General features: G+C 65.9%; 12 protein-coding genes. 4 read left to right on the top strand and 8 right to left on the bottom strand.

Annotation, left to right across the window (positions count from 1 at the left end; genetic code table 11):
* Nucleotides 1–7: 7 nt before the first annotated feature.
* The 7 genes from deoC to BMY53_RS14045 form a co-directional block, all read right to left on the bottom strand.
* On the bottom strand, nucleotides 8–772 hold the full coding sequence (gene deoC / locus BMY53_RS14015; RefSeq protein WP_092947166.1) for a deoxyribose-phosphate aldolase: 765 nt from the start codon (nucleotides 770–772) through the stop codon (nucleotides 8–10).
* Between the two features lie 152 nt (nucleotides 773–924).
* The gene (locus tag BMY53_RS14020; protein ID WP_092947090.1) at nucleotides 925–1782 is read right to left on the bottom strand and encodes a purine-nucleoside phosphorylase; all 858 of its coding nucleotides are present in this window, start codon (nucleotides 1780–1782) and stop codon (nucleotides 925–927) included.
* 10 nt (nucleotides 1783–1792) lie between these two features.
* Nucleotides 1793–2221 (bottom strand): cytidine deaminase, encoded by a 429-nt coding sequence (locus BMY53_RS14025; RefSeq protein WP_218151233.1) that lies wholly within the window; start codon nucleotides 2219–2221, stop codon nucleotides 1793–1795.
* 96 nt (nucleotides 2222–2317) lie between these two features.
* Entirely contained in the window at nucleotides 2318–3283 is a 966-nt protein-coding gene (locus BMY53_RS14030; protein ID WP_092947092.1) for an ABC transporter permease, read from the bottom strand.
* Nucleotides 3276–4427, bottom strand: a complete 1152-nt coding sequence (locus BMY53_RS14035) for an ABC transporter permease (protein WP_092947093.1) — start codon at nucleotides 4425–4427, stop codon at nucleotides 3276–3278. The genes BMY53_RS14030 and BMY53_RS14035 overlap by 8 nt, the downstream gene beginning before the upstream one ends.
* The gene (locus BMY53_RS14040; protein WP_092947094.1) at nucleotides 4424–6037 is read right to left on the bottom strand and encodes an ABC transporter ATP-binding protein; all 1614 of its coding nucleotides are present in this window, start codon (nucleotides 6035–6037) and stop codon (nucleotides 4424–4426) included. Before BMY53_RS14040 ends, BMY53_RS14035 begins: the two co-directional genes overlap by 4 nt.
* Nucleotides 6038–6053: 16 nt before the next feature.
* Entirely contained in the window at nucleotides 6054–7034 is a 981-nt protein-coding gene (locus BMY53_RS14045) for a BMP family lipoprotein (protein WP_255370192.1), read from the bottom strand.
* Between the two features lie 435 nt (nucleotides 7035–7469).
* Between BMY53_RS14045 and BMY53_RS14050 the strand changes: the two genes are divergently transcribed.
* The 4 genes from BMY53_RS14050 to BMY53_RS14065 all read left to right on the top strand — a co-directional run bounded on the left by BMY53_RS14050 (nucleotide 7470) and on the right by BMY53_RS14065 (nucleotide 12077).
* Nucleotides 7470–7790, top strand: a complete 321-nt coding sequence (locus tag BMY53_RS14050; RefSeq protein WP_092947096.1) for a FeoA family protein — start codon at nucleotides 7470–7472, stop codon at nucleotides 7788–7790.
* On the top strand, nucleotides 7783–9666 hold the full coding sequence (feoB, locus tag BMY53_RS14055) for a ferrous iron transport protein B (protein ID WP_092947097.1): 1884 nt from the start codon (nucleotides 7783–7785) through the stop codon (nucleotides 9664–9666). Before BMY53_RS14050 ends, feoB begins: the two co-directional genes overlap by 8 nt.
* A 238-nt stretch (nucleotides 9667–9904) precedes the next feature.
* Entirely contained in the window at nucleotides 9905–11761 is a 1857-nt protein-coding gene (locus tag BMY53_RS14060; protein ID WP_092947098.1) for a DUF885 domain-containing protein, read from the top strand.
* Nucleotides 11762–11876: 115 nt separating this feature from the next.
* Nucleotides 11877–12077 carry a SlyX family protein gene (locus BMY53_RS14065; RefSeq protein ID WP_255370205.1) on the top strand — a complete coding sequence of 67 codons (201 nt, stop codon included), beginning with the start codon at nucleotides 11877–11879 and terminating at the stop codon, nucleotides 12075–12077.
* Nucleotides 12078–12152: 75 nt separating this feature from the next.
* Here the strand turns inward: BMY53_RS14065 and BMY53_RS14070 are convergent, their stop codons facing one another.
* A complete protein-coding gene (locus BMY53_RS14070) occupies nucleotides 12153–12860 on the bottom strand; it encodes a glutathione S-transferase N-terminal domain-containing protein (protein ID WP_092947100.1) in 708 nt (235 codons plus the stop codon).
* Nucleotides 12861–12890: the final 30 nt, after the last annotated feature.

A 12890-nucleotide genomic window follows, 5' to 3' on the forward strand; every position in this document is an offset into this window, starting at 1 on the left:
GCCGCCTTCAGTACACGCTGTTGACAGCCTGGCTGGCCTGACCGGCCAGCACCGCTTCAATGTCGTCCAGCAAGCCACTGGCACCAAAGCGCAGACGTCTTGCCTGCAGGGCCTCCACACCCAGCGCCTGCGCAGCCAGCTGCAGATAAGCACGCGCATCCACCACCGAACGGATACCGCCAGAGGCCTTGAAACCCGCGTTGCCCAGGCCACTGGCCTGGATCTCGTGCAGCATCACGGTGGCCGCCGCCAGCGTGGCGGAAACCTTGGTCTTGCCCGTGCTGGTCTTGACGAAGTCCGCACCAGCCATCAGGGCCAGACGAGTCGCATCGGCGATCAGCTCGGAGGAGGTCAGCTCACCGGATTCAATGATCACCTTGAGCGTCAGCGGCCGGGTGGCATGACGCACTTCGGACAGAAACTCGGCCACCTCGGAATGCCGGCCTTCGATCAACGCACGGTAAGGCAGCACCACATCCACTTCCTGCGCACCCGCGCCGAAGATCTCGCCCACCTCGCGCAGCACCCGGTCCAGGTCCAGGCTGCCATCGGGGAAGTTGGCCACGGCGGCCACATGGATGCCGGCGGGCAAGGCCGCGCGGGCTTGCGCCACGAATCGGGGCCACACACAGACCGCTGCCACAGGGCCACGACCTTCGGGGCCCACGGCGCGACGGCAGAGCGCGTCGACCGTGGCGGCGGTGTCGCCATCATTCAGGCTGGTCAGATCCAGGCACTGCAGCGCCAGGCGCGCCGCTTGTTCGAGACTCATGTCGGTCTTCATGCTTCACTACTCCCTTGTTGGTGATGCCAGCCCACCGACCGCCCGACCTTGTGAGCCCGGCGCGTGGACCGCAACACCCAGAATCTCAGCAGCTCGCGCCTGCGCAGCGAGAGCCCTGCCCATCTTGCACCTGCCGATGCTCAGGCGTGAATGGAATCCAGCGTTGCCAACGAGGCCAGGAACTGGCCCAGGAATGCCGCCGCCCGGTCGCCCGAGGCCTTGGCCTGCTGCAGGGTGAGTGCGTGGGTCAGCGCCTCGTCGGACATGCCGGCGGCCATGTTGGTAATCAGCGCCAGGCCCGCCACGCGCAGGCCGGCATGACGGGCCAGGATGGTTTCCGGCACGGTGCTCATGCCCACGGCATCCGCGCCCCAGGCGGCGAACATGCGGATCTCGGCCGGCGTCTCGAACTGCGGGCCCACCGCCCAGACATACACGCCCTGCCCCAGCACCATGCTGTGGGTCTTGGCCACCTTCAAGGCCTGCTGACGCAGTTCGCCGTCGTAGGCATGGCTCATGTCGGTGAAACGATCGTTGCCCGGCAGGCCAGTCAGCGGCGAACGCTGCGGCGCATTGATGTGATCCGAGATCATCACCAGGCTGCCCGGCGGCATGTGCGCGCGCAGGCTGCCGGACGCATTGGTCAGCAGCAGCACCTTCACGCCCCAGGCCTTCAGGCTGCGAATGGCACCGGCCATGCCGGTGCAATCGCCGCTTTCGTAGGTGTGGGCGCGGCCGCGCAGCATCACCACACGTTGCTGACCCACCCGGCCCACCGTCACTTCGGCCACGTGGCCTTCGACCTTGGGCTGCGGGAAGGCCGGCAGCTGGGCATAGGGCAGGTGCTGCTGGTCCTGCAGCTGCTCCACCGCGCCGCCCCAGCCGGAACCCAGCACCACGGCGACTTCGGGCGCCTGGTCACCGAAGGTGGCCTTCAGGGTGGCGATGCTGGTGGTGATGGCGGCGTCCAGCGCGGCGCCTTGCAAGGGCAAAGACATGGGTTCTCCTTCAGGCGTTCTTGAGATGATCGGGGCCGAAGCTGGCGGGCAGCAACTGCTCCAGCGTCCAGTGCGCGCGCACGCCACTGGCGTCCCCGGCGATGACAATCAGGTCGGTGGGCTGAGCAAACTCGCGCAGCTTCTGCCGGCATCCGCCACACGGCGTGATGATCTCGCTGCCCGCACCCGTCACCATGACGGCCCGGGCCGTGCGGCCGCCCGCCATGATCATGTGGCTCAGGGCCGTCGTCTCGGCACACCAGCCTTGCGGGTAGGCGGCGTTCTCGATGTTGCAGCCCGCGTGGATGCGGCCATGCTCGTCCAGCACCGCCGCGCCCACCAGATAGTTGGAATACGGCGCGTGGGAATGCTGGCGGGCGTCCATGGCCGCCTTCAGCAGTTGCTGCACCAATTGATCGGTCAAACCTGGAATCTGCATTGCCATCCCCTTCTATCGCCAGGCGTCAGAGGCCCGGCTTCCCGCGGCGTCGGCACGCGGGTGCATTGCGTCGGCGTGTAGCGCCTACCGTTGAGCCTACCGTTCCTTGACGTAGGACCTGCCCAGCGCCTTGGGCGCAATCGCCTGCCCGATGAAGCCGGCCAGCAACACCACGGTCAGGATGTAGGGCAAGGACTGGATCGCCTGCACCGGCACTTCGCCAATGCCCGGCAGGGAGACACCCTGCAGGCGGATCGCCATCGCATCGAGGAACCCGAACAGCAGGCAGGCCGCCAGCGTGGGCAGCGGCTTCCACTTGCCGAAGATCATCGCAGCCAGGGCAATGAAGCCTCGGCCGGCTGTCATGTTGGGGGAGAACGAGGCGTTCTGCGCAAGCGTCAGGTAGGCACCGCCCAGGCCGCACAGCACACCGTTGAGCAGGAGGGCCGTGTAGCGCAGGCGCGGCACGGACACACCCGCCGCGTCCACCATCGCCGGGTTCTCGCCCACCGCACGCAGGCGCAGGCCAGGACGGGTGCGCTCCAGAAAGAACCACACCACAAAGACCAGGGCAAAGGCCAGGTAGACCAGCACGTTGTGGCTGAGCAGCCCATGGCCCAGCACCGAACCCGCCCAGCTGCCGGGCACCGGTTCGGCCCATTGCGGCAGCAGGCCGGTGAGACGCTGCGAGGCGTCGATCGGCGGCGTCTGGCCGCCCTGGGCGAACCAGGCTATGCCCAGCACCACCGTGAGGCCGGCCGCCACCATGTTGAGCGCCACGCCGGAGACGACCTGGTCACCCCGGTGCGTCACGCAGGCAAAACCGTGCAGCGCCGACATGGCGCACGCCACCACGATGGCTGCAGCAATGCCCAGCGGCGCCGAATGCGCCACGCTGGCCACGGCGGCAGCGGCAAAGGCGGCAGCCAGCATCTTGCCTTCCAGGCCGATATCCACCACGCCCGAGCGCTCGGACAGCAGGCCCGCCAGGGCAGCAAACAACAGCGGCGTGGTGACGCGCAGCGTCGAGGCCAGGACCGACCCGATCAGCACCTCATCCATGAGTCTTCCCCTCGCCCTTGCCGGTGGCCGCACTGACCCGTGCGCGGCGTGACAGCCCGGTATAGAGCCTTGCAAACATTGGTGCACTCACCATGGCCATGGCACCGGCAAAGAGCACGATCAGGCCTTGCACCGTCACCACCATCTCGCGGCTGAAGCCGGGCACCTCGAAGGACACCTCGACGCCGCCCTGGTACAGCACGCCAAACAGCAACGAAGCCAGCACGATGCCCACCGGATGGTTGCGCCCCATCAGGGCCACCGCAATGCCGGTGAAGCCGGCACCGGCCACGAAGTCCAGGGTCAGCTTGCCCTGCACCCCCGCGATCTCGTTGATGCCGACCAGGCCTGCCAGCGCGCCGGACAGCCCCATGGCGGCCAGCACCTGCCAGCGCGGACGGATGCCGGCGTAGTGCGCGGCGTTGGGGTTGGCTCCCACGGCGCGCAGCACGTAGCCCGCCCGGCTCTTCCACAGGAACCACCAGACAAAGACACAGGCCAGCACCGCCAGCACGATGGACAGGTTCAGCGGCGACGAGGGCATCTCCCAGCCCAGCTTCGCGGCCAGCTCATGGATGGCAGGCATGCGCGCCGATTCGGCAAAGTCACTGCTTTCCACCGACATCGAGCCAGCCGGGCGCAGCCAGTTCACCAGCAGATAGGCATTCAGGCTGGCGGCCAGGAAATTGAACATGATGGTGGTGATCACCACATGGCTGCCGCGCCAGGCCTGCAGGTAACCCGGCACCGCCGCCCACAACATGCCAAATGCCGCGGCCGCAAGCACCGCCAGCGGCAGCATCACCACGGCCGGTAGCCGGGGACCCAGCCACAGTGACAGCAGCGCGGCGCCCACACCGCCCAGCGTCGCCTGCCCTTCCCCACCAATGTTGAACAGGCCGCCGTGGAAGGCCACGGCCACGGCCAGGCCGGTGAAGATGAAGGTGGTGGTGTAGTAGAGCGTGTAGCCCAGCCCGCGGGCGCTGCCCAGGGCGCCTTCCAGCAGCACGGACAAGGCCTGCACCGGGCTCGCGCCGATCAGCAGCACCACGCCGCCGGCCACCAGCAGGGCAATCAGCAGGTTCCACAGCGGCAACAGCACCAGATCCATCCAGCGCGGCATTTGCAAGGCTTGGCTACTCATGACGTCGTGGCTTTCGCGGCTTCTTCGGCCTTGGCGCGGTCGGTGTGCGGCGCGGCATCAGGGGTGGCGGCCATCAACAGGCCCAGGTTCTTTTCGGTGCACTGGTCGATGGAGAGTTCACCAGTGATGCGGCCAGCGTTCATCACCACGACTCGGTCGGCCAGGGCCAGGATTTCGTCCAGCTCGCTGGAGACCAGCAAGATGGCGCAGCCCGCGTCGCGCAGACGACGCAGCTGGTTGTGGATGAACTCGATGGCGCCGATGTCGACGCCCCGGGTCGGCTGGCCGACCAGCAGCACGGCGGGGTGCTGCCCGATCTCGCGCGCCAGGATCAACTTTTGCTGATTGCCGCCTGAGAATTTGGAGGAGCCCAGCTCGGCATTGCGCGGACGGACGTCAAAGTCCTCCATCATCTTCGCGGTCTGGGCGCGCAGGTGGCGCTGGTTCATGGCCAGCCGCAGCGGGCCGGCGCCGTATTGCGCCTGCTCGTGATAGCCCAGCGCAGCGGTTTCCCAGGCGGGGAAGCTCAGCACCATGCCCAGCAGGTGGCGATCTTCCGGCACGTGGGCCAGCTTGAGTTCTCGTGCCGTACGAGGGTCCAGCCAGCTGGCGGCGCGGAAATCACTGCCCGCCACATGCAAGGCACCGGCGTCCGGCGCACGCATGCCCGCCAGCACCTCCAGCAGCTCACTCTGGCCGTTGCCCGACACACCCGCCACACCCACGATCTCACCGGGACGCAGGGACACGCTGACGTTGGTCAGCAGATGCACGCCGGCACCGCTGGCCACGCTCAGGCCTTCCGCACTCAACACCGGTTGCTGGGATTGCGGCTGGACGGCGCCGCCGGCCCGGCCCAGGTTGACCTTGCGGCCGACCATGCTCTCGGCCAGATCTTCGGCATTGGTGCTGCCAATCGCCGTGGTCTTGACCACGGCACCAGCGCGCATCACGGTGACGGCATCACACAGCGCCATCACCTCGCGCAGCTTGTGCGTGATCAGCAAGATGGTGGTGCCGCGCTCGCGCAGCCGACGCAACACCTCGAAGAGCTGATCGGTTTCCTGGGGCGTAAGCACCGCCGTCGGTTCGTCCAGGATCAGGATCCGGGCGCCTCGGTACAGCGCCTTCAGGATCTCCAGCCGCTGCAGTTCACCGACCGGCAAGTCGGCAACAGTGGCATCCAGGCGCACCTGCAGGCCAGTGTCGCGCATCAGCGCTTCCAACTGCTGGCGCACCTGGCGCTTGGCGCGGGAGAGGAAGAAGGCGGGCTCGGCGCCCAGCATCACGTTGTCCAGCGCGGACAAGGTGTCCACCAGCATGAAATGCTGATGGACCATGCCGATCCCCAAGGCAATGGCCTGATGGGAATTGGCGATCTGGACGCGCTGGCCGTTGATCTCGATGTGGCCCTCGTCGGCATGGTAGTAGCCGTAGAGGATGGCCATCAGCGTGCTCTTGCCGGCACCGTTCTCGCCGACCAACCCATGCACCGTGCCGGGCGAGACCGACAGGCTGACCGCCCGGTTGGCCTGCACCGCACCGAAGCGCTTGGAGATGTCGCACAGGCGTACCGCGGGCGTGGCACCGCCGCGTGAAGACTCTGTCATGGGGGACGCCGGAAGGTCAGTTCTTGCAGGCGTTGTCGGCCATGTAATCGGCCACCTTGATCTTGCCCGCGACGATGTCGGCCTTGTAGGCATCGAGCTTGGTCTTGATGGCGGGCGAAATCAGCTTGGCATTGTCCTGGTCCAGGGCGTATTCCACGCCACCTTCTTTCAGGCCGAGGATCAGGATGCCGGGTTTCCATTCCTTGAGCACGTTGTAGACGGCCACGTCCACACGCTTGACCATGGAGCTCAGCATGGTGCCGGGCTGCAGGTGGTTCTGGTTGCTGTCCACACCAATGGCGAACTTGCCGGCGTCCTTGGCCGCCTGATAGATGCCCACGCCGGTACCGCCCGCAGCGGCGAACACCACGTCCACACCTTTGGCGAACTGCGCCTTGGCCAGCTCACCGCCGCGCGTGGGGTCGTTCCAGGCCGTGGCGGTGGTGCCGGTCATGTTCTTGAACACATCAACCTTGGGGTTGGCTGCCTTGGCGCCCTGCTCGTAGCCGCATTCGAACTTGCGGATCAGCGGGATGTCCATGCCGCCGATGAAACCGACCTTGCCGGTCTTGCTGGTCAGCGATGCCAGCGCGCCCACCAGGAAGCTGCCTTCCTGTTCCTTGAACAGCACGGACTGCACGTTGGGCTGGTTGACCTTCTCGTCAATGATGACGAACTTGGTCTTGGGGAAGTCCTTCGCGACCTGGTTCAGCGCCGAAGCCTGCGCAAAACCCACCGAGATGATGGGGCTGGCACCCCGTTCAGCCATGCGGCGGATGGCCTGCACACGCTGGGTCTCGTTGCTGATCTCGAACTCGAAATACTTGCCGCCCGTGTCTGCCTTCCACTTCTCGACGCCCCGGTAGGCGGCCTCGTTGAAGGACTTGTCGAACTTGCCGCCCATGTCAAAGATGACCGCCGGCGTGGTGGCCTGCGCCAGGGCCGTGCCCGAAATCAGCGCCAGCGCCAGGCCGGTCATGAGCGAGGAAAGCGACATGGAAGGCTTCATTGCAGTCCCGATTCAACGAGAGAGTGGTCCAAACACAAGTCCTCCAGCATGCACGATTTGGGCCACCTCACCAACGCCGCCTTGCGGGCTGGGTGCGGAACTCAACATCATCATGGGCTGGACGGAGCGGGGCGGATTTTAGGAGCGGCGAGTGTAAGCGACTCTAAGGAAAACGCTAAACGTTTGCGGCCCGGTCTGTGCTGGGGCGCGGGCTCTAACTTTTTCAGGCCGCGCTCTCGAATGGAACACCCAGGGGCAAGAGATTCCATCGACGTGCGCACATCAAATTTCCGCAGCGAAATTGCGCGCCAATCGCCCAGCACCTCCAAAGGGAGAGATCAACACGCCGCCACTAAGTTGAGAATTACTTTCATTTAGAATCCTTCCTTTCGCTAGCTCTTCGGCTCGCCTGGATCCCCACACATGAGCGCTGTCCCGATTTCTACCCTCGCCCACGCCGCTATCGGCGAGGCGCACCGCGTCAAGGCGCTGCTGGCGCCAAGCTACGCGCCTGAATGGAAGCAATGGCTGGAAGAGCTCGGCTTTGTGGCGGGCGAGCACGTGGCGGTGTTGGCACGCGCCATGCCCGGCCGGGATCCGCTCGTGGTGCGCATTGGCCAATCCACCTTTGCACTGCGCCGCGCTGAAGCGGACTGCGTGCAACTGCTGGGTGAGGACGAAGACGCCTCCTGCCTCGCAGCAGCCCCGGCCACGAATGGCCATCAGGGAGCGAACCATGCGTGAGGCCATTGTTCACCTGCACCCCGCCGGCCCCCTGCTGGCGCTGGTCGGCAACCCGAACTGCGGCAAGACTGCGCTTTTCAACGGCCTGACCGGCAGCCGCCAGAAGGTGGCGAACTACGCAGGCGTCACCGTGGAGCGCAAGGAAGGCAGGCTCAAGACCGCGGCCGGCAAGCTGCTGCGCGTGCTTGACTTGCCTGGCACCTACAGCCTCTACCCCCGCTCGCCCGACGAGCGGGTGACGGTGGATGTGCTGGCCGGACGTGCCCAGGGCGAGAAGCGGCCGGACCTGGTGGTCTGCGTGCTGGACGCCACCAACCTGCGCCGCAACCTGCGCCTGTTCTTCTCCGTGCAGCGGCAGGGCGTGCCCTGCGTGGTCGCCCTGAACATGTCCGACCTGGCAGCCCGACGCGGCATCCAGATCGATACCCAGCGCCTGAGCGAACTGCTGGGCGTGCCGGTGGTGCGGACCGTGGCCACTGACGGCGCCGGGCTGGACGACCTGCGCGCGCTGCTGGACAAGCCCGAGTCCTGGAGCCAGGGGGCGATCGAGGCCTATGCGGCCGCCGCGTCGGCCGAAGGTGACGACCAGCAGCGCATCAACGCCGTCCTGCGTGAACTGAAGCTGGACGGTCTTCAGGGGGAGTTGCCCAGCGACAAGGTGGATCGCGTGGTGCTGCACCCGGTGCTGGGCCCGATCATCCTGGCCGTGCTGCTGTTCTTCCTGTTCCAGGCGGTGTTCTCCTGGGCCGAGCCGCCCAAGGACCTGATTGAAGGCGCCATTGCCTGGCTGGGTGAGCAAACCGGCAACCTGCTGCCGGAAGGGTATTTCCGCAGCCTGGTGGTGGATGGTCTGATCGCCGGCGTGGGGTCGGTGCTGGTCTTCCTGCCGCAGATCCTCATTCTCTTCTTCTTCATCCTGATCCTGGAAGAGTCGGGTTACCTGCCGCGCGCAGCCTTCCTGCTGGACCGGATCATGGGCTCGGTGGGCCTGTCGGGCCGCAGCTTCATTCCGCTGCTGTCGAGCTTCGCCTGCGCCATCCCCGGCATCATGGCCACCCGTTCCATCGCCAATCCGCGCGACCGGCTGGTGACCATCCTGATTGCGCCGCTGATGACCTGCTCCGCGCGCTTGCCGGTGTATGCCTTGCTGATTGGCGCCTTTGTTCCCGAGCGGGACGTCTGGGGCGGCATCGGCCTGCAGGGGCTGGTGTTGTTTGTCCTGTACATGGCCGGCATCGTGGCCGCCATGGCGGTGGCCTGGGTGCTCAAACGCTTCACCGACAGCGGCCGGCAAGTGCGCCCGCTGATGATGGAACTGCCCAGCTACCACTGGCCGCATCTGCGCAGCATTGCGCTGGGCCTGTGGCAGCGCACCGAGATCTTCGTCAAGCGGGTGGGCACCATCATTCTGGCGCTGACCCTGCTGTTGTGGCTGCTCTCCAGCTTCCCCGCGCCGCCGCCGGGTGCGACCGGTGCGCCGATCGAATACAGCATTGCCGGCATGCTGGGCCGGGCGCTGGCCGTGATCTTCGAGCCCATCGGCTTCAACTGGCAGATCAGCCTGGCGCTGGTGCCGGGTCTGGCGGCCCGTGAAATCGCGGTGAGCGCATTGGGCACGGTGTATTCGCTGTCGGCCACCGCCGAAGATGCGGCACAGGCCCTGACGCCGCTGATCGTGCAGACCTGGAGCCTGCCGACTGCCTTCTCGCTGCTGGCCTGGTATGTGTTTGCGCCACAGTGCCTCTCGACCATCGCAGCCGTGAAGCGCGAGACCAACGGCTACAAGATCCCGGCGATCATGCTGGCTTACCTGTTCGCCCTGGCCTACCTGGCGTCGTGGCTGACATTCCATATCAGCCGGTGGTTGATTGGTTGATTGGTTGATTGGTTGATTGGTTGATCGGTTGATTGGTTGATCGGTGATCGGTCGATCGGTCGATCGGTTGATCGGTAATCGGTTGGCGGTTGGTGGGCTGATCGGCTAACAGACTGGCTGACCCCGCTGGTTGTCATCAGCCAGACCAGAAAGCCTCGTGCGCTGATCGCCAGCCCGATGCGCTGCGGCCGGGTTCTCCGCCTTGGCAAGACTGGGGCGCCCGCTATGCTGGCGCCCCATGACATTTGCACCCCTCCCCCGCTCCCTGCTGGTGGCCGCCGCCTTGACTGCGGCTTGCGCCACCGCGCCGACCCAGGCCGCCACGACTACAGCCGCCGCCGCTGCTCCCACCGGTGCCGCATCCGCTGCAGCCACGCCCAAGGCCGCCAAAGCCTCCGCGGCGGACGCCCAGGTCCAGCGCCTCGCCCACGACTACATCGAGGCCTTTTGGAAGCTCGATCCCGAATCTGCCGTGGCGGCGGGTCGTTACGAGTTTGCCGGCAAGCTCAACATTCCGGATGACGCGACCCGCGCCCGCCAACTCGCCTTCACGCAGCAATGGCTCAAGCGCTTCGAGGCCATCAAGCCCGAATCACTCGGCGCTGCGTCCCGCACCGATCTTGGTCAACTGCTCAACAAACTGCGTTCCGACCGCTTTGCGCTGACCGAACTGCGCGAGTTCGAGTGGAATCCGTCCAATGTGAATGTGGCCGGCCAGCTGGACCTCATCCTCTCCACCGATTACGCACCCCTGCCCCAACGCCTGCGGGCACTGAGCAGCCGGCTGGCGCTGGTACCGGCCTATTACAAGGCCGGTGAAGCCAGCCTGCGCGCACCCACGCTGGAGCACACCCAACTCGCCATTGATCAGGCCCCCGGGGTGTTGAGCGTGCTGGACGAGATCGGCAAGGCCATCGATGAAGAGAAGGCCAAGGGCCTGAGCGCTGCAGACAAGCAGCAGCTCACCCAGCGCCTGGCAGCTGCCCGCAGCGCGGTGCTGAACTACCGCAGTGCGCTGACCAAGCGCCTGGCCACGCTCAAGACCGACGGCCAGGCCCGCAGCTTCCGCCTGGGCAAGGCGCTCTACGAGAAGAAGTTCGGCTTCGACATCCAGTCCGCCCATAGCGCCGAACAGATGTACCAGAAGGCATTGGCGGCACGCGAGGCGCTGCTGACCCGCATGGACGGCATCGCCGACCAGCTCTGGACCCAGACCCAGGGCGATGCCCCCAAGCCCGCCGATCGATTCGCCAAGATTGGTGCGGTGATCGGCACGCTGTCTGCGCAACACGTCAAGCGCGAAGACTTCGTCAAGGAGATCCGTGGCCAGATTCCGCAGCTGGAGCGTTGGATCGTTGATCACGATCTGCTGACGATGGACGCCAGCAAGCCCCTGATCGTGCGCGAGACACCGGTGTACCAGCGCGGCGTGGCCGGTGCCGGCATCGAGGCCCCTGGCCCGTACCGCCCGCAGGACCGTACCTACTACAACGTGACGCCGCTGGATGACCTGACCGACGCGCAAGCCGAGAGCACGCTGCGTGAGTACAACCAGTGGATCCTGCAGATCCTCAACATCCATGAGGCCGTCCCGGGCCACTACACCCAACTGGTGCATGCCAACAAATCACCCTCGTTGGTGAAGGCCCTGTTCGGCAACGGCGCGATGGTGGAAGGCTGGGCGGTTTACGGCGAGCGCATGATGCTGGAGTCGGGCTACGGCGACAACGCGCCGGAGATGTGGCTGATGTACAGCAAGTGGAACCTGCGCAGCGTCACCAACACCATCCTGGACTACAGCGTGCATGTGCTGGGCATGAGCCAGGACCAGGCCCTGGACCTGCTGATGCGCCAGGCCTTCCAGACCGAGCGCGAGGCGCGTGAGAAGTGGCGCCGGGTGCAGTTGACCTCGGTGCAACTGACCAGCTACTTCAGCGGCTACTCCGACATCATGGAACTGCGTGATCAGCGCAAGGCGGCGCTGGGCGACGGCTTCAAGCTCAAGGACTTCCATGAGGAGTTCCTGAGCTACGGGAGCGCGCCAGTCCATGTGATTGCGGAGCTGATGGGGCCGCAGGCGAGTCGGCCGCGATGATGTTCCAATCCTGGCCATGAGCCAGGATTTCTCCACCGCCGCCGCATCCCAAACGCCCCCGCACACCTCAGGTGCGACACCCGGGCAGTCTCCGACTGCACCGGGCGTCGAGCACCTGGAGCAGCGGATCACGGAGCTGGAGATCAAGGCCAGCTTCACCGAAGACCTGCTGGACACGCTCAATGCGCAGGTCACCCTCCAGCATCAGCAGATCGAAGCGCTGGTGCGGGAGATCACCCAGTTGCGGCGTCAGGTTCCCGAAGGCCGCACGGACGGGCCGCGCAGCCTGCGGGATGAACTGCCGCCGCATTATTGAGACTGCCTGCCGGAGCGCCGGCACCGGGCTGCGGCATCCCCGAGAAGGGCATGCCTGCGCCCGGCGCCCCTGTCCTCAGGCCGGACGCGCCGGCGAATTCATGCCGCGCTGCACGGCGTCCCGTGCCAGGAAGGCCTTCAGCACACGCTGCACTTCCTTGAACTCGCCCCAACCCACCAGGTCCGCCGCTTCGTAGAAGGTCACCAGGTTGTTGACCCAGGGCCAGATGGCGATGTCGGCGATGGTGTAGTCATCGCCCATGATCCAGCCGCGGCCGGTCATGCGCTGCTCCAGCACGCCCAGCAGGCGCTTGGACTCGGCCACATAACGGTCGCGAGGACGCTTGTCCTCATACTCCTTGCCCGCGAACTTGTGGAAGAAGCCGAGCTGGCCAAACATCGGGCCCACGCCGCCCATCTGGAACATCACCCACTGCAGGGTCTCGTACCGACGCGCCGGGTCCTTGGGCAGCAACTGTCCGGTCTTTTCCGCCAGATAGACGAGGATGGCGCCGGACTCGAACAGCGCCAGCGGCTCGCCATTGGGACCGTCCGGATCCAGGATGGCCGGGATCTTGTTGTTGGGGTTCAGCGACAGGAACGCGGGCGTGAGCTGGTCATTGGTCTGGAAGCTGACCAGATGCGGTTCATAGGGCAGGCCCACTTCCTCCAGGAAGATCGACACCTTCACGCCGTTGGGCGTAGGCAGCGAGTAGAGCTGCAGGCGCTCGGGGTGCTGGGCGGGCCACTTCTGGGTGATCGGGAACTTGGACAGGTCGGTCATGGTGGTGAGGGATGTTGAGGAAGAGGCTTG

This window comes from Roseateles sp. YR242 (assembly GCF_900109745.1).
GTDB lineage: Bacteria > Pseudomonadota > Gammaproteobacteria > Burkholderiales > Burkholderiaceae_C > Roseateles.

What these genes read in the sequence shown, in the direction of transcription:
- deoC (WP_092947166.1), bottom strand. Translation starts at nt 772, where the DNA reads ATGAGTCTCGAACAAGCGGCGCGCCTGGCGCTGCAGTGCCTGGATCTG.
- BMY53_RS14020 (WP_092947090.1), bottom strand. Translation starts at nt 1,782, where the DNA reads ATGTCTTTGCCCTTGCAAGGCGCCGCGCTGGACGCCGCCATCACCACC.
- BMY53_RS14025 (WP_218151233.1), bottom strand. Translation starts at nt 2,221, where the DNA reads ATGCAGATTCCAGGTTTGACCGATCAATTGGTGCAGCAACTGCTGAAG.
- BMY53_RS14030 (WP_092947092.1), bottom strand. Translation starts at nt 3,283, where the DNA reads ATGGATGAGGTGCTGATCGGGTCGGTCCTGGCCTCGACGCTGCGCGTC.
- BMY53_RS14035 (WP_092947093.1), bottom strand. Translation starts at nt 4,427, where the DNA reads ATGAGTAGCCAAGCCTTGCAAATGCCGCGCTGGATGGATCTGGTGCTG.
- BMY53_RS14040 (WP_092947094.1), bottom strand. Translation starts at nt 6,037, where the DNA reads ATGACAGAGTCTTCACGCGGCGGTGCCACGCCCGCGGTACGCCTGTGC.
- BMY53_RS14045 (WP_255370192.1), bottom strand. Translation starts at nt 7,034, where the DNA reads ATGTCGCTTTCCTCGCTCATGACCGGCCTGGCGCTGGCGCTGATTTCG.
- BMY53_RS14050 (WP_092947096.1), top strand. Translation starts at nt 7,470, where the DNA reads ATGAGCGCTGTCCCGATTTCTACCCTCGCCCACGCCGCTATCGGCGAG.
- feoB (WP_092947097.1), top strand. Translation starts at nt 7,783, where the DNA reads ATGCGTGAGGCCATTGTTCACCTGCACCCCGCCGGCCCCCTGCTGGCG.
- BMY53_RS14060 (WP_092947098.1), top strand. Translation starts at nt 9,905, where the DNA reads ATGACATTTGCACCCCTCCCCCGCTCCCTGCTGGTGGCCGCCGCCTTG.
- BMY53_RS14070 (WP_092947100.1), bottom strand. Translation starts at nt 12,860, where the DNA reads ATGACCGACCTGTCCAAGTTCCCGATCACCCAGAAGTGGCCCGCCCAG.